19 protein-coding genes are annotated in these 20,503 nt (G+C 74.6%); 9 read left to right on the plus strand and 10 right to left on the minus strand.

Annotated features, from left to right (window positions below; translation table 11 throughout):
- Complete coding sequence (locus ACFQZ6_RS03255) at positions 1–2,337, minus strand: hypothetical protein (RefSeq protein ID WP_381604823.1); 2,337 nt, start codon at positions 2,335–2,337, stop codon at positions 1–3.
- A 288-nt stretch (positions 2,338–2,625) separates the two neighbouring features.
- On the opposite strand from ACFQZ6_RS03255, the gene ACFQZ6_RS03260 reads away from it, so the two are divergent.
- Both ACFQZ6_RS03260 and ACFQZ6_RS03265 read left to right on the plus strand, forming a co-directional pair.
- The gene (locus ACFQZ6_RS03260) at positions 2,626–3,465 is read left to right on the plus strand and encodes a DeoR/GlpR family DNA-binding transcription regulator (RefSeq protein WP_381604824.1); all 840 of its coding nucleotides are present in this window, start codon (positions 2,626–2,628) and stop codon (positions 3,463–3,465) included.
- Positions 3,466–3,561: 96 nt separating this feature from the next.
- Complete coding sequence (locus ACFQZ6_RS03265; protein ID WP_381604825.1) at positions 3,562–4,038, plus strand: SRPBCC family protein; 477 nt, start codon at positions 3,562–3,564, stop codon at positions 4,036–4,038.
- 22 nt (positions 4,039–4,060) lie between these two features.
- Here the strand turns inward: ACFQZ6_RS03265 and ACFQZ6_RS03270 are convergent, their stop codons facing one another.
- Positions 4,061–5,215: a PLP-dependent cysteine synthase family protein gene (locus tag ACFQZ6_RS03270; RefSeq protein ID WP_381604826.1), complete on the minus strand. Its 1,155-nt coding sequence runs from the start codon at positions 5,213–5,215 to the stop codon at positions 4,061–4,063.
- Positions 5,216–5,553: 338 nt separating this feature from the next.
- On the opposite strand from ACFQZ6_RS03270, the gene ACFQZ6_RS03275 reads away from it, so the two are divergent.
- Both ACFQZ6_RS03275 and ACFQZ6_RS03280 read left to right on the plus strand, forming a co-directional pair.
- Positions 5,554–5,874 carry a hypothetical protein gene (locus ACFQZ6_RS03275; RefSeq protein WP_381604827.1) on the plus strand — a complete coding sequence of 107 codons (321 nt, stop codon included), beginning with the start codon at positions 5,554–5,556 and terminating at the stop codon, positions 5,872–5,874.
- A gap of 183 nt (positions 5,875–6,057) precedes the next feature.
- The gene (locus ACFQZ6_RS03280; protein WP_381604828.1) at positions 6,058–6,546 is read left to right on the plus strand and encodes an ATP-binding protein; all 489 of its coding nucleotides are present in this window, start codon (positions 6,058–6,060) and stop codon (positions 6,544–6,546) included.
- 225 nt (positions 6,547–6,771) lie between these two features.
- On the opposite strand, the gene ACFQZ6_RS03285 is transcribed toward ACFQZ6_RS03280, so the two are convergent.
- The 4 genes from ACFQZ6_RS03285 to ACFQZ6_RS03300 all read right to left on the minus strand — a co-directional run bounded on the left by ACFQZ6_RS03285 (position 6,772) and on the right by ACFQZ6_RS03300 (position 11,762).
- Positions 6,772–9,333 carry an ABC transporter permease gene (locus tag ACFQZ6_RS03285; RefSeq protein ID WP_381604829.1) on the minus strand — a complete coding sequence of 854 codons (2,562 nt, stop codon included), beginning with the start codon at positions 9,331–9,333 and terminating at the stop codon, positions 6,772–6,774.
- Positions 9,330–10,088: an ABC transporter ATP-binding protein gene (locus tag ACFQZ6_RS03290; protein WP_381604830.1), complete on the minus strand. Its 759-nt coding sequence runs from the start codon at positions 10,086–10,088 to the stop codon at positions 9,330–9,332. The genes ACFQZ6_RS03285 and ACFQZ6_RS03290 overlap by 4 nt, the downstream gene beginning before the upstream one ends.
- Positions 10,085–10,366 carry an SHOCT domain-containing protein gene (locus tag ACFQZ6_RS03295; protein ID WP_381604831.1) on the minus strand — a complete coding sequence of 94 codons (282 nt, stop codon included), beginning with the start codon at positions 10,364–10,366 and terminating at the stop codon, positions 10,085–10,087. Before ACFQZ6_RS03295 ends, ACFQZ6_RS03290 begins: the two co-directional genes overlap by 4 nt.
- Positions 10,367–10,514: 148 nt before the next feature.
- The gene (locus ACFQZ6_RS03300) at positions 10,515–11,762 is read right to left on the minus strand and encodes an ROK family protein (RefSeq protein WP_381604832.1); all 1,248 of its coding nucleotides are present in this window, start codon (positions 11,760–11,762) and stop codon (positions 10,515–10,517) included.
- A gap of 231 nt (positions 11,763–11,993) precedes the next feature.
- Here ACFQZ6_RS03300 and ACFQZ6_RS03305 point away from each other — a divergent pair, with 231 nt between their 5' ends.
- Entirely contained in the window at positions 11,994–13,127 is a 1,134-nt protein-coding gene (locus ACFQZ6_RS03305; protein ID WP_381618039.1) for a methyltransferase, read from the plus strand.
- Here the strand turns inward: ACFQZ6_RS03305 and ACFQZ6_RS03310 are convergent.
- Together ACFQZ6_RS03310 and ACFQZ6_RS03315 are read right to left on the minus strand one after the other, a co-directional pair.
- Positions 13,108–13,971: a class II fructose-bisphosphate aldolase gene (locus ACFQZ6_RS03310; protein WP_381604833.1), complete on the minus strand. Its 864-nt coding sequence runs from the start codon at positions 13,969–13,971 to the stop codon at positions 13,108–13,110. The two genes, ACFQZ6_RS03305 and ACFQZ6_RS03310, sit on opposite strands and share 20 nt — an antisense overlap.
- On the minus strand, positions 13,959–14,891 hold the full coding sequence (locus ACFQZ6_RS03315) for an SIS domain-containing protein (protein ID WP_381604834.1): 933 nt from the start codon (positions 14,889–14,891) through the stop codon (positions 13,959–13,961). Before ACFQZ6_RS03315 ends, ACFQZ6_RS03310 begins: the two co-directional genes overlap by 13 nt.
- A gap of 128 nt (positions 14,892–15,019) precedes the next feature.
- On the opposite strand from ACFQZ6_RS03315, the gene ACFQZ6_RS03320 reads away from it, so the two are divergent.
- The 3 genes from ACFQZ6_RS03320 (at position 15,020) to ACFQZ6_RS03330 (ending at position 18,250) form a co-directional block, all read left to right on the plus strand.
- Positions 15,020–15,799 carry a DeoR/GlpR family DNA-binding transcription regulator gene (locus ACFQZ6_RS03320; protein WP_381604835.1) on the plus strand — a complete coding sequence of 260 codons (780 nt, stop codon included), beginning with the start codon at positions 15,020–15,022 and terminating at the stop codon, positions 15,797–15,799.
- Between the two features lie 94 nt (positions 15,800–15,893).
- Positions 15,894–17,747, plus strand: a complete 1,854-nt coding sequence (locus ACFQZ6_RS03325; protein WP_381604836.1) for a glycoside hydrolase family 15 protein — start codon at positions 15,894–15,896, stop codon at positions 17,745–17,747.
- A 44-nt stretch (positions 17,748–17,791) separates the two neighbouring features.
- On the plus strand, positions 17,792–18,250 hold the full coding sequence (locus ACFQZ6_RS03330; RefSeq protein ID WP_381604837.1) for an archease: 459 nt from the start codon (positions 17,792–17,794) through the stop codon (positions 18,248–18,250).
- An 11-nt stretch (positions 18,251–18,261) separates the two neighbouring features.
- On the opposite strand, the gene ACFQZ6_RS03335 is transcribed toward ACFQZ6_RS03330, so the two are convergent.
- Both ACFQZ6_RS03335 and ACFQZ6_RS03340 read right to left on the minus strand, forming a co-directional pair.
- Positions 18,262–19,128 carry a universal stress protein gene (locus ACFQZ6_RS03335; protein WP_381604838.1) on the minus strand — a complete coding sequence of 289 codons (867 nt, stop codon included), beginning with the start codon at positions 19,126–19,128 and terminating at the stop codon, positions 18,262–18,264.
- Positions 19,125–19,775, minus strand: coding sequence for a phosphoribosyltransferase (locus ACFQZ6_RS03340; protein WP_381604839.1), 651 nt, complete (start codon positions 19,773–19,775; stop codon positions 19,125–19,127). The genes ACFQZ6_RS03335 and ACFQZ6_RS03340 overlap by 4 nt, the downstream gene beginning before the upstream one ends.
- Before the next feature lie 132 nt (positions 19,776–19,907).
- On the opposite strand from ACFQZ6_RS03340, the gene ACFQZ6_RS03345 reads away from it, so the two are divergent.
- Entirely contained in the window at positions 19,908–20,501 is a 594-nt protein-coding gene (locus ACFQZ6_RS03345; RefSeq protein WP_381604840.1) for a redoxin family protein, read from the plus strand.
- Positions 20,502–20,503 lie beyond the last annotated feature (2 nt).

Consider the following 20,503-nt stretch of genomic DNA (forward strand, 5'->3'; position numbering starts at 1 on the left):
CTACGCCCCCGGCTCCGGCCGTGGCGCGGGCACCTCCGGACGCAGCCGGGCGAGGAGCCGTTCGCGCTCCTCGGCGAACGTCGGGTCGGCCTGGTAGTCGGAGTGGCCGAGGACCGGCGCGGGCAGCGGGTGCCGGACGGTACGGCCGTGCGCGAGGGGGTCCTTCAGGGGCACGCAGTCCACGTCGGGGCCGCCGCCGTCGGGCAGCCGGACGGGGCCGCCGATCGGGTCGGTGAGCCGGTACAGGTTGCGCCAGCAGTCCACGTCCTGGTGCAGCGCGGCCAGCGCCTCAGGGCCGAAGTGGGCCGGGAACCAGCGCCCGTACAGCCGCTCCAGCGGCGAGCCGTACGTCAGCAGGGCGACCCGTCCGCGCACCCCCGGCGGCAGTTGCCAGGCCGTCGCCGCGGCGAGGACGCTGCCCTGGGAGTGCCCGGAGATCACCAGCCGTCCGCCCGTGGCGCGGGTCCAGGTGTCGATCCGCCAGGTCAGGTCCGGCACGGCCCGCTCGGCGTAGCAGGGCGGCGCGAACGGGTGCGCGGCGCGCGGCCAGAAGGTGCCGACGTCCCACAGGATGCCGATGGTGCGCCGCGCGGAGGCGTCCTTGTAGGCGCGCCTGCCCCAGGTGACGAACAGTATGAACCCGAGCCCTATCAGCCAGGAGCCCAGCGCCTGCGCGGTCTCGGCGGCGCCCTCGACGAACGGGTGGGCGTCCCGCGCGGCCGGTCCGGGCGCCTCCCCGGCGGCGAAGGCGCCGACGAGCGCGGCGGTGCCGAGGAGCAGGGTGACGGTGGTGGTGACGGCGATCAGCAGCGGCGCCGCGTCGGTGAGGGCGGCCATGGCGCGGGTGCGGGCGATCGCCGCGGTGCGCTCGGGGTCGCGGGTCTCGTCCGGGTAGTCGCGCTCCACCGCGTCCCGCTCCGCGCGGGCCCCGCGCAGGGTGCGCCGCACCAGCCAGAGGCAGAGCGCCAGCAGGATCAGCAGCAGCGGCGGGATCACGGACGCCTGCCAGGTCAGCACGACCGGCGGGCCGTCGAGGGAGGTGCCGGTGCCGTCCAGCCAGTCCGCGACCCGCAGGGCGACCCCGCCCGCCATCACCCCGCCCAGCGCGCAGGCGAGCAGCGCGACGGCGGGCCCGCCGAGCCCGCGCATCGCGGCGCGCGCGTCGGGCTGGGAGCGGTGCAGCAGATGGGCGACGACGGCGAGGACGACGACCAGCAGCCCGTGGGTGAGCGCGAGGCTGCCGAAGGGCGCGTCGTCGTGCAGCCTGCCCCGCGACTCCCAGCCCGGCCGCTCCCAGCCCGCGTACACCAGGGTCACGGCGAGCAGGGCGAGCGACCCGAGCGGCAGCCACCGTACGAGCCGCCCGTCGAGGGTGACGTCGACGCGCCGGTCCGTGCCGCCGCGGCCGCACACCACCCAGATCACGGTGACCGCACCGGCCGCCAGGGCCAGCGACAGCAGCCAGCCCAGCGCGTCCAGGACCGCCGACCCACCGGGCGCGCGGTCCTCGCGGGCGGCGGCGAGGCCGACCCCCGCGGCCACCGTGAACAGGCCCGCCGCGGTGTGCGCGGCGCGCAGCCGGGCCACCAGGCGCCGCCCGTACCAGAACCCGGGCTGCGCCAGCGCGCTGCCGCCGCCCGGCTGCTCGGTGCCGCGGTCCAGCGGTGGCTGGGACTCGTACGCGTTCCAGGTGCGCCGCGACAGGTACCAGAGCAGGCCGGTCAGCGCGAGCGGCACCACCGAGGCGAGCGCGAGCCGTCTGCCGGGGGCGCTCCACCAGCCGCCGCCGGACTCGGCCGGGGACAGGAACCCCAGCCAGGAGTGGTCCTCGGCGCACGCGCGCGTGCCCGCGCACTGCCAGGCCGTCAGATCGAGGGCGACCTCGCAGGCCGCCGCGACCAGCAGCACGGTCAGGGTCAGCCCGACCAGCCGCACCAGCGCGCCGTACAGCCGCACCGTGCGGATCTGCCGGTCCGGGACGCTGGGCCGCATCCAGTGCGCGAGGTTGACCACCATGAACGGCAGCAGGAGCAGCCACAGCGCGCGCGAGCCGTTGCCCGAGGTGAGGTTGCACCAGACGTACGCCTCCGGGACCGGCCGGGACCGGGACCGGTCGGCGGGCGGGTCCGCCTCCTCGGTGTCCGCGGCGCGCCGGAAGACGGCCGCGGTGTCGTCGCCCGCGATCCGCACGGTGCGCGGATCGTCCAACATCTCCTCCGGGGTGGTTCCGCCCACCCCGTGGACGAGGAGTTCCAGAGCCTCCCCGGGCCGTTCGGCCGGGCCGTCCGTGCCGCTGGTGAGGATGCCGTCCTGACTGCTCGTCTGCGCCCGTTCCACTGTTCCGTCCCCCGTGACGCGCCGTCGGCTGGTGTCGGTGCGGGCATCAGGATCCCGCCGGGGCCCGCCCGCGCACACCCGTTGTCACCGAATCTCCCCGATCCGTGTGACAGCCGTGCCAAGGATGAGACGTAAATGACATGTGCGCGACGGTACGGCCGGTGGCGCGGCCCACCACGGGCCGTGCGAGGATGGGACCGCCGCACGCCCGGAACGGCACATCTGTCCTAGTCGGAGCGGGTGCGTACGGCGTGTCGGACGGCTTGAGGCGAAAGGACCGGAGCGTACGTGAGCGAGAATCAGAACCTCCTCGCGGAGCAGCGGCGCGCCCTGATCGTCGACGAGGTGCGGCGGCGCGGCGGCGTCCGGGTCAACGAGCTGACCCGCAAGCTCGGGGTGTCGGACATGACGGTCCGCCGCGACCTCGACGCGCTCGCCCGGCAGGGCGTCCTGGAGAAGGTGCACGGCGGCGCGGTGCCGGTCACGGAGGCCAGCACCCACGAACCGGGCTTCGAGGCCAAGTCCGCCCTGGAGCTGACCGCCAAGGAGGACATCGCGCGGGCCGCCGCCGACCTGGTCGCGCCCGGCGCGGCGATCGCGCTGTCCGGCGGTACGACGACGTACGCGCTCGCGCACCGGCTGGTCGACGTCCCCGACCTCACCGTCGTCACCAACTCGGTGCGGGTGGCCGACGTCTTCCACGCCGCGCAGCGCACCTCGGGCCCCCGGCAGGGCGCGGCCACGGTGGTGCTCACCGGCGGGGTGCGCACCCCGTCGGACTCGCTGGTGGGCCCGGTAGCCGACCAGGCGATCGCGACCCTCCACTTCGACGTGCTGTTCCTCGGCGTGCACGGGATATCGGAGGAGGCCGGTCTGTCGACGCCGAACCTCGCGGAGGCCGAGACCAACCGGCGCCTCGTGCACTCCGCACGCCGGGTCGTGGTGGTCGCGGACCACACCAAGTGGGGCACGGTGGGCCTCAGTTCGTTCGCGGCGCTGGACCAGGTGGACACCTGGGTCACCGACGCCGGGCTGCCCAGGGAGGCGCGGGCGGCGATCGAGGAGCGGGTACGGCGGCTGGTGGTGGCGGGGGACGCGGACACCGACGCCGAGGCGGCGGCCGAGTAGCGGTCGCCCCCGGGACGGCACGCCACTGACATCCGACAGCTCCCCAGCTAGGGTATGGCTGCCTGAACTCCGGTGCCACGCAAGGGGGTTACGTCCATGGCCGCTCGACGGCTCCGTCCGGTGGAACTCGACTTCGTCGCCCACGCCCCGGTACGGCTGGTCTTCGTCCGGGAGATCGCGGCCGGTCCCGAGGCGGTGTACCGCGCGCTCGCCGAGGACGTGGCGGCCTGGGCGGAGTGGTTCCCGGGGGTGCGGTCCCTGCGGCCGGTCGACGACGGGGCCGGACGCGATGTGCGGCTCACGGGCGGGGGACGGTTCCGGGAGACGGTGATCGTGGCGAAGGAGCCCGAGGTGTACGCCTACCGGGTGGACGTCACCAACGCGCCGGGGCTCAGGGCCCTGGTCGAGGAGTGGCGGCTCACGCCGGCACCGGGTGGGACGCGGGTGCGGTGGACGTTCGCCGCTGACGGTACAGGGCCGCTCCGGGGCGTACTGAGGCTGGCGCGTGGCGGGTTGGGGCGGGCGTTCAAGGGAGCGGTGGAGGCACTGGAGAAGCGGGTGGGGGACGGCTGAGCCGGTCCGTCCGGTCACCGGCTCAGATGCGCCACTCCCCCGTCGCGAGCAGTGAGTCGATGGCCGCGGTGTACGGCGTGATGTCCAGGCCCTGTCCGGCCAGCCACGCGTCCGAGTAGTACTTGTCGAGGTAGCGGTCCCCCGGGTCGCACAGCAGGGTCACCACGCTGCCGGTACGGCCCTCCGCCACCATCTCCGCGACGATCTTCAGCGCGCTCCACAGCCCCGTGCCGGTCGAGCCGCCCGCCTTGCGGCCGATGGCCCGCTCCAGCGCCCGCACGGCGGCGACGCTCGCCGCGTCCGGCACCTTCATCATCCGGTCGACGGCACCGGGTACGAAGCTCGGTTCCATCCGGGGGCGGCCGATGCCCTCGATCCGGGAACCGCTCTCGCAGGTGACCCCCGGCTCGCCGGTCGTCCAGCCCTCGAAGAAGCAGGAGTTCTCCGGGTCCGCGACGCAGACGCGGGTGTCGTGCTGCATGTAGTGGACGTAGCGGGCGATCGTCGCCGAGGTGCCGCCGGTGCCCGCGGTGGCGACGATCCAGGCGGGCTCCGGGTAGCGCTCCAGGCGCAGTTGGCGGAAGACCGACTCCGCGATGTTGTTGTTGCCGCGCCAGTCCGTGGCCCGTTCCGCGTAGGTGAACTGGTCCATGTAGTGGCCGCCGGTCTCGGCGGCGAGGCGCGCCGACTCCTCGTACATCTTCCGCGAGTCGTCCACGAAGTGGCAGCGCCCGCCGTGGAACTCGATCAGACGGCACTTCTCGGCGCTCGTGGTGCGCGGCATGACGGCGATGAAGGGAACGCCGATCAGCTTGGCGAAGTACGCCTCGGAGACGGCCGTCGAGCCGCTGGACGCCTCGATCACCGGGCGGCCGGGACGGATCCAGCCGTTGCACAGGCCGTAGAGGAACAGCGAGCGGGCGAGGCGGTGCTTGAGGCTGCCGGTCGGGTGGGTGGACTCGTCCTTGAGGTAGAGGTCGATGCCCCAGTGCTCGGGCAGCGGGAAGCGCAGCAGGTGGGTGTCGGCGGACCGGTTGGCGTCGGCCTGCACCTTGCGGACGGCTTCTTTCAGCCAGGTGCGGTAGGCGGCGTCGGAGCGGTCGACGTCCAGGGTCCGGCCGGTGTCGGGGCCGGGGCCGGCGGTCCCGTCGGGGTGGATCTGCTGGGGGGTGGTCACGGCGGGGCTCCTTAGGGCTGCGCGCCGACGGCGCGTCGCGCGGCCGGGTACTGACGATGATAGGCACCGTCCGCACACCTTCCCACCTGCATAAACGCATCTTTGGGTGGGTCAAAGGCGGGCTGGGGAGGGCGGGGGCGGGGCGCCGCGGCACGGGGAGGCGCGGGGGCGGACAGGGGGCGCATTCGGCGAGTGCTTCGGGTGGTGCGGCTCCTGGCCGTCGTGCGCACTGGTGTTCACGCGGGGTGGCGGGCAGACTGCACCGGGTCAGGACGACGCGGGAACACGACCGTGCGGGAGCAGCGCGGTGGAAGGTGCGGCGAGGGGGCGGGCGGGGCATGGCGGAGCCGGAGTTCACAGCCGTGGGCGTACGGATCGGCAAGGGCCTGCGCTCGCTCACCCGGGCCGGACAGGTGCGGATCAGTGACGGGAGGGTGGAGTTGCTGACCAGTTACGGCAGCGAGATCGACAGCGCGCCGGTGCGGACGGTGCGGGCCTCGAAGCCGTGGTTCGCCTCCGCCGACCGGGCGCTCGCCGACCTCAACGGCACGCGGTACTCGCTGACGCTGGGCGGTCGTGACCCCGCGCCGGGTGAGCCGGGGCCGCCCGCGGCACGCCGGTTCATCGAAGCCGTACGGCGGGCGGCGGGACGCGGATAGCTACGCGCGAGTTGCGGTGCCGAACCCCTTGCGTCACGCTGGTCACACGTCACTCTGGGTTTACCGGCGATAACGCTGCGAACCAGCCCGCCGGCCATGACAGCAGGCGGCCGTTTGACAGCAAGCACCCTGCTGGATCCGTCCTCAGTGTTCTTCCGGACCTCACGTCGGGGAGTCGCAGCCGTGATCAGTCACCCGAGCAGGCAGTGCACGGTGGAGCTCCAGGCTCTGCCGTCGCGGATCGGCCAGGTCCGCAGAATCCTTTCTGCGCAGTTGCGCTACTGGCATCTGGACCAACTGATAGACCGGGCCGCGCTCGGTGTGACAGAGCTGTTGACCAACGTCCACCGACATGCCCAGCCCGACAAGATGTGCACCGTCGAGATCGAGCTGCTGCTCGACCGGCTCACCGTGTCCGTACGGGACCACGATCCCCGGCTCCCCGTCGTGGAGGACGCCGCGGAGCTGTCCACCTGCGGGCGGGGGCTCGCCATGATCGCCGCGATGAGCGAGAGCTGGGGGGCGCGGCGGGACGGGGAGTTCGGGAAGGTGGTGTGGTTCACGCTGCCCACGGCGGGGAGTGCGTCCGAACGTGCTCCGGCACCGGATCTGGGGGTGGTTGACGTGGAGCCGGTGGGGGTGGCGGTGGAGGTTGAGGGGGCGCCTGCCTGAAAGGGCCGGGGCTCCGGGGGCAGGCTCGACAAGACCAGTCACCGTGCCGAATATCTGGCTCGGTCGCCTACGGGGCGCTCTCAGCCGGTGTCGAGAGCGCGATCGTGCTCAGCCCTTCGGGCCTCCGCGCGTTCGCGCTCTCGACACCGGCGCGCCCCTTCGGCTCCCTCGCGGCCGACGCGTGGGCACAGTGGGCGTTGGTGGGCCCGCGCCCAGCTCTCTGACTCACTCAGCCGCGATGGCCCTCAGGACGTTGAGACGGGCCGCCCGGCCCGCTGGGCGCAGGCCCGCCAGGGCCCCGGCCGTCAGGCCCACCAGCAGGACCACCGTCAGTTGGACGGGCGGCAGGGCGAAGGCGAAGGCGCTGTCGCTCGCGCCGTCGGAGGCCCTGACCAGGACCCAGCCGAGGAAGGCGCCGAGACCGAGGCCGCCGGTCGTGCCGAAGGCGGCGACCAGGACCGACTCCCAGCGGACCATGGCGCGGAGCTGCGCCCGGGTCTGGCCCACGGCGCGCAGCAGGCCCAGCTCACGGGTGCGCTCGTGGACGGCCAGGGTCAGGGTGTTGGCGATGCCGAGGAGGGCGATGAGGACGGCGAGGGCGAGGAGGGCGTACACCAGGGTGAGCATCATGTCGATGCCGCCCGCCGAGGACTCGGCGTACTCGTCGCGGGTCTGGACCTCGGGGTTGCCGTAGCGGGCGGCCACCTGGGCCACCGCCGCCTTGCCGTCGGCCGGGTCCACGCCGTCGGCGAAGGTCACGGCGACGAGGGTGTCGGAGTCCTGGACGCGGTGCGGGGCCCACGCGGCGCGGGTGATGACGTAGTCGCCCGCGAGTTCGGACTGGCCGTAGACGGCGCGCACGGTGAAGGTGCGGGTGTCGCCGTCGGTGAAGGTGAGACGGGTGGTGTCGCCGGGGGCGAGTCCCTGGCGGTCCGCCTCCTTCTCCGTGATGGCGATGCCGTCGGTGCCGAGGGCGCGCAGGGAGCCGTCGACCGTGCCGAGGTCGAAGGTGCGTTGCAGGGCGACGGGGTCGGTGACGGTCAGGGCGCGGCCCGCGCCGTCCACCTCGGCGACGCCGCGGCCGAGTCCGACGGCGGTGTCCACCTCGGGGAGCGCGTCGACCGCCCCGGCGAGCCGGGGGCTGAGGCCGCTGCCGCCCGCGCCGAAGGACGGGGTGCTGACGGCCAGGTCGCCCGCGAAGGAGCGGGAGACCGTCTGGTCCATGGTCGCCTTCAGGGAGGCGCCGAAGACGGTGAAGAGGGACACCACGGCCACGCCGATCATCAGCGCCCCGGCGGTGGCCGCCGTGCGCTTGGGGCTGCGCAGCGCGTTGCGGCGGGCCAGGCCGCCGGTGACGCCGCGCAGTCGGTCCAGGGGGCTGCCGAGGACGCGTACGGCGGTGGTGGCGGTGACCGGGCCGAGGACGACGAAGGCGGCCAGGGCCAGGACCGCGCCGGTGCCCGCCAGCCACACCGACGGGGAGAGCAGGGTGCCGGTGAGGGCGAGGGCCACGGCGAGCGCGAGCAGGGCCGTGCCGGTGACGGCGCGGGGGCGGGAGGCGCCGGAGGTGTCGACGGCCGTTTCCCTGAGCGCCGCCAGGGGCGCCGTGCGTCCGGCGCGTACGGCGGGCAGGAGGGCGGAGGCGACGCAGACCACGGTGCCCACGGCGAGCGGGAGGGCAAGGGACAGGGCGCTGATCACCAGGGTGCTCTCCGGGAACGGGAAGCCGATGGCGGGGAACAGGGCCTGGAGTCCGGCGGCGATGCCGATGCCGCCCGCGAGGCCCGCGGCCGACGCCGTCACGGCGACCACGACCGCCTCGGTGAGGGTCGCCACGGTGACCTGGCGGCGGGAGGCGCCGAGGGCGCGCAGCAGGGCGTTCTCGCGGGTGCGCTGGGCCACGACGATGGCGAAGGTGTTGTGGATGGAGAAGGTGGCGACGAGGAGGGCGATGCCGGAGAACACCAGGAGGAGCGTGGTGAAGACGGTCAGGAACTGGGCGGAGATCATGTCGGTGTTCTCCTGGGCCGCCTCCGTGCCGGTGATGGCCTCGACACCGGGCGGCAGGGCGGCTTCCAGGGCGTCCGCCAGTTCCCGTTCGCCGGTGCCGGGGTCGGCGCGCACCTGGATGCTGGCCGCCTGGCCGGGGCGGGCGGTGAGGTACTTCTCGGCGTCGGCACGGGTCATGCCGGTGAAGGTGACCTGGGCCATGCCGTCCTCGCCGCCGAAGGTCGCGAGGCCGACGACGGTGACCTGGACGGGGTCGGGGGTGCGCAGGGTGGTGGTGTCGCCGAGGTGCAGTCCGCCGCGTTCGGCGGCGCCCCGGTTGACCACGACCTCGCCGGGGTGGCGCGGTGCGCGTCCCTCGGCCAGTTCGTAGGGGTTGAGTCGCGGGTCGGTGATCCAGTTGCCCGCGAGGGTGGGCGGGCCCTGGCCGCCGATCGGTTCGCCGTCGGAGCCGACGAGCTGGCCCGCGCCCTCGATGTTGGGGACGGCGGAGGCCACGCCGGGGACGGCGGCGATGGTGCGGACGAGGGCCGTGTCGACGGGGGCGCGGACCCCTTCGCTCTCGCCCGGTGTCGTGATGGCGTCGGCGCTGCGGACGACCGCGTCGGTGCCGCTGGCCGCCTTGCCGAACATGGCGTCGAAGCCGGAGCGCAGGGTGTCCCCCATGACCAGGGTTCCGGCGAGGAAGGAGACGCCGAGGAAGACGGCGAGGAAGGTTCCGGCGAAGCGGCGGCGGTGGGCGCGCAGGGCGGCGAGGCTGAGGCGGACGGCGGCGTTCATGACGTCACCTGCGCCTTCTCGAACGCCTTCATCCGGTCGAGGATGTGGTCGGCGGTCGGGGAGGCCATCCGGTCCACCAGGCGGCCGTCGGCGAGGAAGACGACCTCGTCGGCGTGGGCGGCGGCGACCGGGTCGTGGGTGACCATGACGACGGTGCGGGCCGTCTGGCGCACGGCCCGGCCGAGGAGGCCGAGGACCTCCTCGCCGGAGCGGGAGTCGAGGTTGCCGGTGGGTTCGTCGGCGAAGACGACGTCGGGGCGGCCCGCGAAGGCGCGGGCGACGGCGACGCGTTGCTGCTGGCCGCCGGAGAGTTCGGTGGGGCGGTGGTGGAGGCGGTCGCGCAGGCCGACGATGTCGATGAGGGTGTCGAGCCAGTCGGGGTCGCCGGTGCGGCCCGCCAGGTCGAGCGGGAGGCGGATGTTCTCGGCGACGGTCAGGGTGGGCACCAGGTTGAACCCCTGGAAGACGAAGCCGACGCGGTCCCGGCGCAGTTGGGTGAGGCGGCGGTCGTCGAGGGTGCCGAGTTCGGTGCCGCCGATGTGGGCGGAGCCCGAGGTGAGGGTGTCCAGACCGGCGGCGCAGTGCATCAGGGTGGACTTGCCGGAGCCCGACGGGCCCATGATCGCGGTGAAGCGTCCGGCGGGGAAGCCGACGCTCACCCCGTCCAGGGCCCGTACGGCGGTGTCGCCGGTGCCGTACACCTTGACGGCGTCGACGACCCGGGCGGCCGTCGGGGAGGAGGCGGGGGTGGTCATGCCGCGCCTCCCTTGCCGGTGCGGCCGAACCGCTCGTCCAGGACGGACAGGCGGCGCCAGTACTCGTCCTCGTCGATCTCGCCGGAGGCGAAGCGGTGGCCGAGGACGGTCAGGGGCGAGTGGTCGTCGTCGGCGGGGCGCCGCGGGCCGCCCCGGCCGCGCCACACGGTGCGGCGCAGGAGGGTGACGCCGCCGACGATCACCGCCGCCCAAATCAGCGGGAACAGCAGGATCCACGGGCCGGGCCCGCCGTCCGCGAAGTGTGCCAGGGTCTCCATGTCGATTCATCTCCGAGTCGGTCAGGACGTGTTTTCGGTGATGTCTCGACAGTGGCTCCCGGGAGGGGCCCGGGTCGTCGTACGGCCAGCGGCAGTGTGCGTACCTCCCCGGGAGTAGGCGCGCTGACGTGCCGTACTCCCGGGCCGGTCAGCCGCCGCCCGCCAGGGCGGCCAGGGGGTCGTCGAGGACCGGCTGCCAGGCGAGTTCGGCCGCGCCGACCAGGCTGTTGTGGTCCAGGGAGCAGGCCAGGATGGGCACGCCGCCGCTGCGGCCCCACAGGCTGCGGTCGGCGACGACGGCGCGCAGCCGGTCGGGGTCGGTGTCCAGCAGGGTGCGGTGCAGGCCGCCGAGAATGATGCGGTCGGGGTTGAGGATGTTGACCAGCCCGGCGAGGCCGAGGCCGAGGCGGTCGATGAGGGCCTCGGCGGCGGTGCGGACGGCGGGGTCGGCGTACTCGTGGCGGAGTAGGTCGTTGGCCTGCTGGAGGAGGGACACCTCGGGGCCCGGGTCGCGTCCGGCGGTGGTGAGCAGGGCCAGCGGGTCGGCCTCGACGTCCAGGCAGCCGCGGCTGCCGCAGTGGCAGGGGCGGCCCTCGGGGTTGACGGTGAGGTGGCCGACTTCCAGGGCGAGGCCCGCGCTGCCGGTGTGCAGCCGCCCGTCGAGCACCAGCGCGCCACCGACGCCGCGGTGGCCGGTGGCCACGCACAGCAGGTCACGGGCGCCGCGTCCGGCGCCGTGCCGGTGTTCGGCCAGGGCGGCGAGGTTGACGTCGTTGGCGGTGAACGCGGGGCCGGTGATGCCCGCCGCGCGGACCCGGTCGGCGAAGATCTCCCGCACCTGGGCGCCCGCGGGCCAGGCCAGGTGCAGCGGGTTCAGGGCGAGGCCCTCGGGTTCCGCGACCGCGGAGGGCACGGCGAGTCCGGCGCCGACGCAGCGGCGGCCGGTGTCGCGGAGCAGCGCGGCGCCCGCCTCGACGACGGAGCCGAGCACCTTCGCCGGGTCGGCGTCGACGGTCTCGCAGCCGGGCGCGGTGGCGACGATCCGCCCGCCGAGGCCGACGAGCGCGGCGCGGAAGCCGTCGGCGTGCACCTGCGCGGCGAGCGCCACGGGGCCGTCCTCGGCGAGTTGGAGGCGGTGGGAGGGGCGGCCCTGGGAACCGGCGGCGGCGCCGGGGCGGGCGTCGACGCGGATCAGGCCGAGCGCCTCCAGTTCGGCGGCGACCGCGCCCGCCGTGGCCCGGGTGACGCCGAGTTCGGCGGTGAGGACGGCACGGGTGGGCGCCCGTCCGGTGTGCACCAGTTCCAGCGCGGGTCCGAGGGCGCCGCGCCCCCGGTCGAGCCGCGTCCGTGAGGTGGTCCCTTCCCCTGCCTGCCGGGGGTCCGCCTTGCCACTCATGAGGGGGAGTCTCCCATGATCCGGATACGTGCCGTTCGGGTGTGCCCGTTCGGGGCCGGGGCGGAGGCGGCAGGGCGCGTCGCGCGTGCGGGGCGAGCCGGTCCGGGGCGTGCGCCGCGCCCGTCGCGACCTGTGTGCGGACGCGGGGGAACGGCTCGGCGTCCGTGCGCCCGTCCTCCCCCACCCGCGCTGAACTGCGGCTCCGCTAGCCTGGACGCGATGAACGACCGTATGCCGACGCCCTGGGGCGATCTCGCGCTCACCCGTTTCCCCGAGGACCCGCGGGACCGCCTGCGCGCCTGGGACGCGTCCGACGAGTACCTGCTCAGACATCTCGCCGCCGAGGGCGTGCCCCTGTCCGGCGCGGTCGTGGTCGTCGGGGACCGCTGGGGCGCGCTGGCCACGGCGCTCGCGGCGCACGCGCCAACGCAGATCACCGACTCCTTCCTGACCCAGGAGGCGACCCGCGCCAACCTCGCGCGGGCCGGTGTGCAGCCCGGCGCGGTGCGGCTGCTGACCACGCAGGACCCGCCGCCGGAGCGGATCGACGTCCTGCTGGTCAGGGTGCCGAAGAGCCTGGCGCTCCTGGAGGACCAGTTGCTGCGGCTCGCGCCCGGCGTGCACGCGGGCACGGTCGTCGTCGGCACCGGCATGGTGAAGGAGATCCACACCTCCACGCTGCGCCTGTTCGAGCGGATCCTCGGGCCGACCCGCACCTCCCTGGCGGAGAAGAAGGCCCGGCTGGTCTTCTGCGCGCCCGACCCGGCGCTGGCGCGGCCCGACAACCCCTGGCCGTACAGCTATCCGGTGCCGGACGGGCTCGGGGCGGTGTCGGGGGGCACGGTCGTCAACCACGCGGGGGTGTTCTGCGCCGACCGGCTCGACGTCGGCACCCGGTTCTTCCTCCAGCACCTGCCCGACACCCGGGGCGCGCGCCGGGTGGTGGACCTGGGCTGCGGCAACGGGGTCGTGGGGACGGCGGTGGCGCTGGCCGATCCGGCGGCCGAGGTGCTGTTCGTGGACGAGTCGTTCCAGGCGGTGGCGTCAGCGGAGGCGACGTACAAGGCGAACGGGGTGCCGGGGCACGCCGAGTTCCGGGTCGGGGACGGGCTGGCCGGGGTGGCGTCGGACAGTGTGGACGTCGTCCTCAACAATCCACCGTTCCACTCGCACCAGGCGACGACCGACGCGACCGCGTGGCGGATGTTCACCGGCGCGCGGCGGGCGCTGCGGCCGGGCGGTGAGCTGTGGGTGATCGGCAACCGGCACCTCGGGTACCACGTGAAGCTGCGGCGGCTGTTCGGCAACAGCGAACTGGTGGCGAGCGACCCGAGGTTCGTGGTGCTCAGGGCGGTGAAGCGGTAGCCAGGATGCGGACCATGGCCGTCACCGTGCGGGCCATGGCCTCCCGGCCGACGGCGAGGTAGCCGCGGGTGTCGGCGGCCTCGGGGTGGTCGGCGAGGAAGCGCCGGATCGCGCCGGTCATGGCGAGGTTGAGGGCGGTGCCGATGTTGACCTTGGTGATGCCGCCCGCGACGGCCGCCCGCAGTTCGGCGTCGGGGAGTCCGGAGGAGCCGTGCAGGACGAGGGGGACGTCGAGCGCGGCGGCGAGTCTCTTCAGCAGGCCGTGGTCGAGGGCGGCGGTGCGGGTGGTCATGGCGTGGGTGCTGCCGACGGCGACGGCGAGGGCGTCCACGCCGGAGTCGGCGACGAAGGCGCGGGCCTCGTCCGGGTCGGTGCGGGTGCCGGGGGCGTGCGGGTCGGGCGGGGGCTGGCCGTGCTTGCCGCGCACCTCCCCCAACTCGGCCTCGATCCACAGCCCCTGGGTGTGCGCCCAGTCGGCGGCGGCGCGGGTGGCGGCGAGGTTCTCGGCGTACGGCAGCCGGGCGGCGTCGTACATCACGGAGCTGAACCCGGCGTCCGCGGCCTGCCGCAGCAGGGCGTCGCCGTGCACGTGGTCGAGGTGCAGGGCGACGGGGACGGCGGCGCGCTCGGCGGCGGCGACGGCGGCGCGGGCGAGCGGCAGGAGCCGTCCGTAGCGGTACGTGACGGCGTTCTCGCTGACCTGGAGGACGACGGGCGCGGCGGCGGCCTCGGCCCCGGCGATGACGGCCTCGACGTGCTCCAGCGTGATGATGTTGAAGGCGGCGACCGCGCGGTGGGCCGCCGCGGCGGCGGTGACGAGGTGGCCGGTGGTCACGAGGGGCACGGCCGCTCCCCCTCCGGTCCGTGGGGCAGGCCCTCCGGGGTGCCGGGCAGGACGACGGAGCGGGTGAGGTGGCGCGGCCGGTCCGGGTCGAGGCCGCGGGCGGCGGCGACGGCGAGCGCGAGGCGCTGGGCGCGGACCAGGGCGGCGAGCGGGTCCAGGTCGTCGTGGACCCAGGCGGCGCCGGTGGCCCGCACCTGGTCGGGGAGTCCGGCCGGGGCGGGGCCGAGCATCCAGGTCGCGGTGGTGTCGGCGGCGATGCTGATGGGGCCGTGCCGGTACTCCATCGCGGGGTAGGACTCCGCCCAGGCGAGGGCGGCCTCGCGCATCTTCAGCGCGGCCTCGTGGGCCAGGCCCACGGTCCAGCCGCGGCCGAGGAACGTGAACTGGGTGCGGCTGACGAGGTGTTCGGGCAGGTCGGCGGTGAGGGCGGCGCGGGCGTCGGTGACCGCCGTGTCCGGGTGCCGCCCCAGGTGGGCGCGGAGCAGGGTGAGAGCGGTGGTGGCGAACCTGGTCTGCACGACGGAGCGTTCGTCGGCGTAGTCGAGGACCACGAGGTCGTCGGCGGTGGCGGCGACGGGCGTGTGCGGGTCGGCGGTGACGGCGGTGGTGCGGGTGGTGCCGCGCAGCGCGGCCAGCAGGTCGAGGACCTCGGTGGTGGTGCCGGAGCGGGTGAGGGCCACGACGCGGTCGTAGCGGCGGTGGCGCGGGAACTCGGAGGCGGCGAACGCGTCCGTCTCCCCCTGCCCCGCGGCCTCCCGCAGCGCCGCGGCGGCCTGGGCCATGGAGTACGAGGTGCCGCACCCGGTGATCGCCACCCGCTCCCCCGGCGCCGGGAGGTCCGCGCGCTGCCTGGCCGCCGTCTCCACGGCGCGGAGCCAGCACTCGGGCTGGCTGTTCAGCTCGTCCTCGGCGTACGTCATACGGCCGGACCCCCTCCTGTCGATGCTCGTTCCTGCAAGATAGCGCCACATTTCGAGCATCTTCAAGCACACACACATGCTGCGCTAGGGTCGCCGGAGGCAGGTACGGACCTGGGAGGACGGTGCGGATGTCGCGGGACGCCCGCTGGAAGACGCTGCTGGAACTGCTCGTCGAGCGGGGCCGCCTGGACGTCGAGGAGGCGGCCGGGGAGCTGGCGGTGTCGGCCGCGACGATCCGGCGCGACTTCGACCAGCTCGCCGAGCAGCAGATGCTCGTCCGCACCCGGGGCGGCGCGGTCGTGCACGGGGTGTCGTACGAGCTGCCGCTGCGCTACAAGACCGCGCGCCGCGCCTCGGAGAAGCAGCGGGTCGCCCAGGCGGTGGCCGCGATGGTCGGGCCCGGTGAGGCGGTCGGGCTGACCGGGGGCACGACCACCACCGAGGTGGCGCGCGCCCTCGCGGTGCGCCCCGAGCTGGCGTCGGGCTCCCCCGCGCTGACCGTGGTCACCAACGCGCTGAACATCGCCAACGAGCTGGCCGTGCGCCCTCAGTTCAAGATCGTGGTGACGGGCGGGGTGGCGCGGGCGCAGTCGTACGAGCTGACCGGGCCGCTCGCCGACGGGGTGCTGGGCCAGGTCACCCTGGATGTGGCGGTGCTCGGGGTGGTCGCCTTCGACGCCGAGCACGGCGCCGCCGCGCACGACGAGGCGGAGGCCGCGGTCAACCGGCTGCTGTGCGAGCGCGCGGGGCGGGTCGTGGTCGCCGCCGACTCCAGCAAGCTGGGACGGCGCGCGTTCGCCCGGATCTGCGCCACGGACGCGGTGGACACCCTGGTCACGGACACGGCGGCGGACCCGGACACGGTCCGCCGGTTCCGGGAGGCCGGGGTGGAGGTCGTCGCGGTGTGACGCGGGTGCGGTAGTCCCCGCCGGGCGACCGCGACCGGGCGCCCGCCCGGCCCTCGGCGCCTAAGCTGGAGTTCGGTCGGCCTGGGAGGCTGGGATGGTCGGGACACCGGGGTACGGCGACGGTCGGCGGCGGTACCTGCCGGTCGCCGAGCACGGGCTGATCGGCGATCTGCGCAGCGTCGCGCTGGTCGGCACGGACGGGACGATCGACTGGTACTGCTGCCCGTCCTTCGACGCGCCCAGCGTCTTCGCCGCCATCCTGGACGCCGACCGGGGCGGCTGCTTCGAGCTGGCGGCCTCGGTGCCCGCCCGGACCAAGCAGTTCTACTTCCCCGACACCAACGTCCTGATCACCCGGTTCTCCACCGAGGACGGCGTCGGTGAGGTGCAGGACTTCATGCCGGTCAGCGAGGGCGCCCACGGCGCCGGGGGGCAGGGCGCCGCCGAGGCGGAGCGGCACCGGCTGATCCGGCGCGTGCTGTGCGTGCGCGGCTCGATCCCGTTCCGGGTGCGGGTGGCGCCCCGCTTCGAGTACGGCGCCCAGCCGCACGTCCTGACCATGGTCGACGACGTCGCCGTCTTCGAGTCCGCCTCGCTCTCCCTCGCCCTGACCGCGACGGTGCCGCTGGAGGTCCAAGGGCCGGACGCGCGGGCCGACTTCAAGCTCTCCGAGGGCGAGTCGGCGGTGTTCGCCCTCGACCAGGTCAGCGGCGCGGTGGAGCCGCGCCGGTGCCCGATCGCGGAGGCCGAGGAGCAGTTCGGGCAGACGGTGGCGTACTGGCGGCGCTGGCTGTCCGCGTCGAAGTACCGGGGCCGCTGGCGGGAGATGGTGCACCGCTCCGCGCTCACGCTGAAGCTGCTCACCTACGCGCCCACCGGCGCGATCGTCGCCGCCGCGACCACCAGCCTGCCCGAGCACCTGGGCGGCGAGCGGAACTGGGACTACCGGTACGTGTGGGTGCGGGACGCCGCGTTCTGCGTGTACGCGCTGCTGCGGCTGGGCTTCACCGGCGAGGCCGCGCAGTTCATGCGGTTCGTGAGCCGCCACGTCAGCCCCGGCGACGGCAAGCCCTCCGGGCCGCTCCAGATCATGTACGGCATCGACGGCCGCACCGAGCTGCCCGAACGAGAACTCCCGCACCTGGAGGGCCACGAGGGCTCCGCGCCGGTCCGGGTCGGCAACGCCGCCGCCGACCAGCTCCAGCTCGACATCTACGGCGCGCTCATCGACTCGATCTACCTCTACGACAAATGGGCCGAGCCGATCTCCAGCGACCAGTGGGACAACGTGTGCGCGCTGGTGGAGTGGGTGTGCGAGAACTGGGACCAGCCCGACGAGGGCATCTGGGAGACCCGCGGCGGGCGCCGTAACTTCCTGTACTCGCGGCTGATGTGCTGGGTGGCGATCGAGCGGGCGGTGCGGATGGCGCACCGGCGCGGGCTCCCCGCCGACCTGCCGCGCTGGCAGACCTGCCGGGACACCATCTACCGGCGGATCATGAGCCAGGGCTGGTGCGCGGGCCGCGGCGCGTTCGTGCAGCACGAGGACTGCGAGGTGCTCGACGCGTCCGTGCTGATGATGCCGCTGGCGAAGTTCATCGCGCCGACCGACCCCAAGTGGCTGGCCACCCTCGACGCCCTCACCCAGGAACTCGTCTCCGACTCGCTGGTCTACCGCTACGACCCGCGGGCCAGCCCGGACGGGCTGCGCGGCGACGAGGGCACGTTCTCCATCTGCTCGTTCTGGTACGTGGAGGCGCTGGTCCGCGCGGGCCGGGTGGAGGAGGCGCAACTGGCGTTCGAGAAGATGCTGACGTACGCCAACCATCTCGGCCTGTACGCCGAGGAGATCAGCCACACCGGGGAGCAGCAGGGCAACTTCCCGCAGGCGTTCACCCATCTGTCGCTGATCAGCGCGGCCTTCAACCTGGACCGGGCGCTGGGCTGACGCCCCCGGCGTGTGGAACGGGACCGGCTGGGCAGTCGGGGTGCATGGTCGGTGATGCTGACGACGTGGTGCGGGCGCGCCGCGAGGGAGAGGGCGGGCACCGGGCGCTGCCGCACACCGATGACGTGCGGATCGAGGCGTGGGGCGCCAGCCGGGAGCGCTGCCTGGTGGAGGCGGTGCTGGGGATGGTGGAGTGCTTCGCCGACGTCACGGGCGTACGGCCCTGCGGAGTGGAGCGGCTGCGGCCGACCGGGGTGGGCGACGCGGCGCTGCTCGCGGAGTTGCTGGACGAGGTCATCCACCGGATGGAGGCGTACGGCCAGGTCCCCGTCGACGTGGCCGCCGGGCAGGTGGCGGGGCGCGGGCTTGAGGTACGGCTGGCGGTCGCCGGGGTGTCCGACGTCGCGGTCACCGGGGCGGTGCCGAGGGCGGTCTCCTGGCGTGGGCTGCGGATGGGTCCGGATCCGTACGGCTGGTCGTGCGCGGTGACCGTCGACGCGTGACAGGACCGGCGTCAGCCGGGGTCGGTGGGGACGACGGCTACGGGGCAGTCCGCGTGGTGCAGGACGGCGTGCACGACGGAGCCGAGGCGCAGCCCGAGCCCGTGGGGCGGGTGGCGCGGCAGCACCACCAGGGCCGCGCGGGCCGAGGCGTCGACCAGGGCGGCGGCGGGCGGGCCGACGCTCAGCTCGGTGTCGACGGGCACGTCCGGGTAGTCCGCGACCGGGCGGGCGGCGTGCCGCAGCAAGCTCTCGTGGAGGCGCTGCTCGTCGTCGAGCTGGCTGGGCTGCGGCACCGTCATCCCGGAGCGCACGAACGGCGTCCAGGCGTGCACGAGCCGCACCCCTACCCCGCGCCGTTCGGCCTCCGCGAGCGCGAACCGTACGGCGTCCTCGTCGCCCCCGTCCCGCACCCCGGCGACGATCTCGCCGCCGGTGGCCTTCTCCGGGTGGTCGCGGGTGATCACCACGGGGCAGTCGGCGTGCGCGGCGACCTTCAGGCTCACGGAGCCGAGCAGCAGCCCGGCGAAGCCGCCGCGCCCGCGCGTGCCGACGACGATCAGGTCGGCGTCGCGGGAGGCGCTGAGCAGGGCGTCGGCGGGTTCCTCGCGGCCGAGGACGGTGTCGACGCGCAGCGTGGGCCGGGCGGTGGCGATCCGCACCCGGGCGTCGTCGAGGACGCTCGCGGCGGCGTCCAGGACGCGCGCCTCGGCGCCGGGGTCGTCGCCGGGCCCCACGGCGTGCACGACGCGCAGCACGTCGCCGCGGAGCAGGGCCTCGGCGGCGGCCCACTGCGCGGCCAGCCAGGAGTACGAGGTGTCGTCGACGCCGACGATCACGGTGCCGACGCGGCCGGGCGCCGCGTGCATGGGATCGCTCACCCCTCAGCCATGTGCTCCAGCGCCGCCAGCACGTCGTCGTCGCTGAGCTGGTCGAAGTTCTCGTACCAGCTCCCGACGGACAGGAAGCCGCCGGGCCGCTGCACGCAGACCACGTCGTCGGTCTCGGCGCGCAGCAGTTCGGCGGCCTCCGGTGCGGCGACGGGCACGGCCAGCACCACCTGCTCCGGCTCCTGGGCGCGCACCCAGCGCACGGCGGCGCGGGCGGTCGCGCCGGTGGCGAGGCCGTCGTCGACCACGATGACGGTGTGTCCGCGCAGGTCGGGCAGGGGTCGGCCGCGTCGGTACAGGCGGTCTCTGCGGTGCAGTTCCTCCCGCTCGCGGGCCACGAGCGGGGCCAGCTCCTCCTCGGTGAGGCCGAGGCGTTCCAGGGTGCGGGGGTCGAAGACCGGGGGCGCGTCACCGACGATCGCGCCGACGCCCAGCTCCTCCTGGAAGGGTGCCCCTATCTTGCGGGCGACCAGCACGTCCAGCGGGGCCTCAAGCGCCTCGGCGACCACCCGGGCCACCGGGACACCACCCCGGGGCAGGGCGAGGACGACGGGGTGGGCGAGCGCACCCTTCTCCTGGAGGATGCGCAGCCTCCCGGCCAGTTCCTGCCCGGCCTGCCTACGGTCACGGAACTGCATGGGCCTGCGGGTACCCCTGGGGCGCGCGGGCCATGCACGGGACGTCACGGAACCGTAAGGGCCCCGCGGGGGCCCGCCCGGCGCCGGGAGCCCTACAGTCGGCTCGATCCCGAGTGAGCCCAGGAGTCCTTCATGCGCACCCGCACCCTGCTGCCAGCCGTCCTGACCGTCGCGTCGCTCACGCTCGTGGGGTGCGGGGACGGGAGCGACGACTCCGGGTCCGGTGCGGTGGACGCGGCGTCGTCGCAGGCGCCGTCGGCCACCGCGTCCGCCAGCGCCCCGGAGGGCGGCGCGTCCGAGGGCGGTGGGTCGGCCGAGGTGCCGGAGGCGCTGCGGTTCACGGGCACCACGGTCGACGGGAAGCCGTTCGACGGGGCCGCCCTCGCGGGCCGTCCGACCGTGCTGTGGTTCTGGGCGCCCTGGTGCCCCAAGTGCCGCGCCCAGGCCGCCGAGACCGCGAAGGTGGCCAAGGAGTACGAGGGCGAGGCGAACGTCGTCGGCGTCGCGGGCCTCGACGGCAACGACGCCATGCGCGACTTCGTCGACCAGACCGGCACCGGCTCCTTCCCGCACGTGTCCGACGAGGCCGGTGCGGTGTGGAAGCGGTTCGAGGTGACCGAGCAGAGCCGCTACGTCATCCTCGACAAGGACGGCGAGACCGTCTACGAGGGGGTGCTGCCGGGCGGCGAGGGGCTGTCCGGCAAGGTCGCCGGGCTGACCGGCTGACC

The sequence above is a fragment of the Streptomyces flavalbus genome, from assembly GCF_042674625.1.
Lineage (GTDB): Bacteria > Actinomycetota > Actinomycetes > Streptomycetales > Streptomycetaceae > Streptomyces > Streptomyces flavalbus.

What these genes read in the sequence shown, in the direction of transcription:
- ACFQZ6_RS03265 (WP_381604825.1), top strand. Translation starts at nt 3,562, where the DNA reads ATGGCCGCTCGACGGCTCCGTCCGGTGGAACTCGACTTCGTCGCCCAC.
- ACFQZ6_RS03320 (WP_381604835.1), top strand. Translation starts at nt 15,020, where the DNA reads ATGTCGCGGGACGCCCGCTGGAAGACGCTGCTGGAACTGCTCGTCGAG.
- ACFQZ6_RS03340 (WP_381604839.1), bottom strand. Translation starts at nt 19,775, where the DNA reads ATGCAGTTCCGTGACCGTAGGCAGGCCGGGCAGGAACTGGCCGGGAGG.
- ACFQZ6_RS03325 (WP_381604836.1), top strand. Translation starts at nt 15,894, where the DNA reads ATGGTCGGGACACCGGGGTACGGCGACGGTCGGCGGCGGTACCTGCCG.
- ACFQZ6_RS03275 (WP_381604827.1), top strand. Translation starts at nt 5,554, where the DNA reads ATGGCGGAGCCGGAGTTCACAGCCGTGGGCGTACGGATCGGCAAGGGC.
- ACFQZ6_RS03285 (WP_381604829.1), bottom strand. Translation starts at nt 9,333, where the DNA reads ATGAACGCCGCCGTCCGCCTCAGCCTCGCCGCCCTGCGCGCCCACCGC.
- ACFQZ6_RS03315 (WP_381604834.1), bottom strand. Translation starts at nt 14,891, where the DNA reads ATGACGTACGCCGAGGACGAGCTGAACAGCCAGCCCGAGTGCTGGCTC.
- ACFQZ6_RS03290 (WP_381604830.1), bottom strand. Translation starts at nt 10,088, where the DNA reads ATGACCACCCCCGCCTCCTCCCCGACGGCCGCCCGGGTCGTCGACGCC.
- ACFQZ6_RS03305 (WP_381618039.1), top strand. Translation starts at nt 11,994, where the DNA reads ATGCCGACGCCCTGGGGCGATCTCGCGCTCACCCGTTTCCCCGAGGAC.
- ACFQZ6_RS03330 (WP_381604837.1), top strand. Translation starts at nt 17,792, where the DNA reads ATGGTCGGTGATGCTGACGACGTGGTGCGGGCGCGCCGCGAGGGAGAG.
- ACFQZ6_RS03300 (WP_381604832.1), bottom strand. Translation starts at nt 11,762, where the DNA reads ATGAGTGGCAAGGCGGACCCCCGGCAGGCAGGGGAAGGGACCACCTCA.
- ACFQZ6_RS03345 (WP_381604840.1), top strand. Translation starts at nt 19,908, where the DNA reads ATGCGCACCCGCACCCTGCTGCCAGCCGTCCTGACCGTCGCGTCGCTC.
- ACFQZ6_RS03295 (WP_381604831.1), bottom strand. Translation starts at nt 10,366, where the DNA reads ATGGAGACCCTGGCACACTTCGCGGACGGCGGGCCCGGCCCGTGGATC.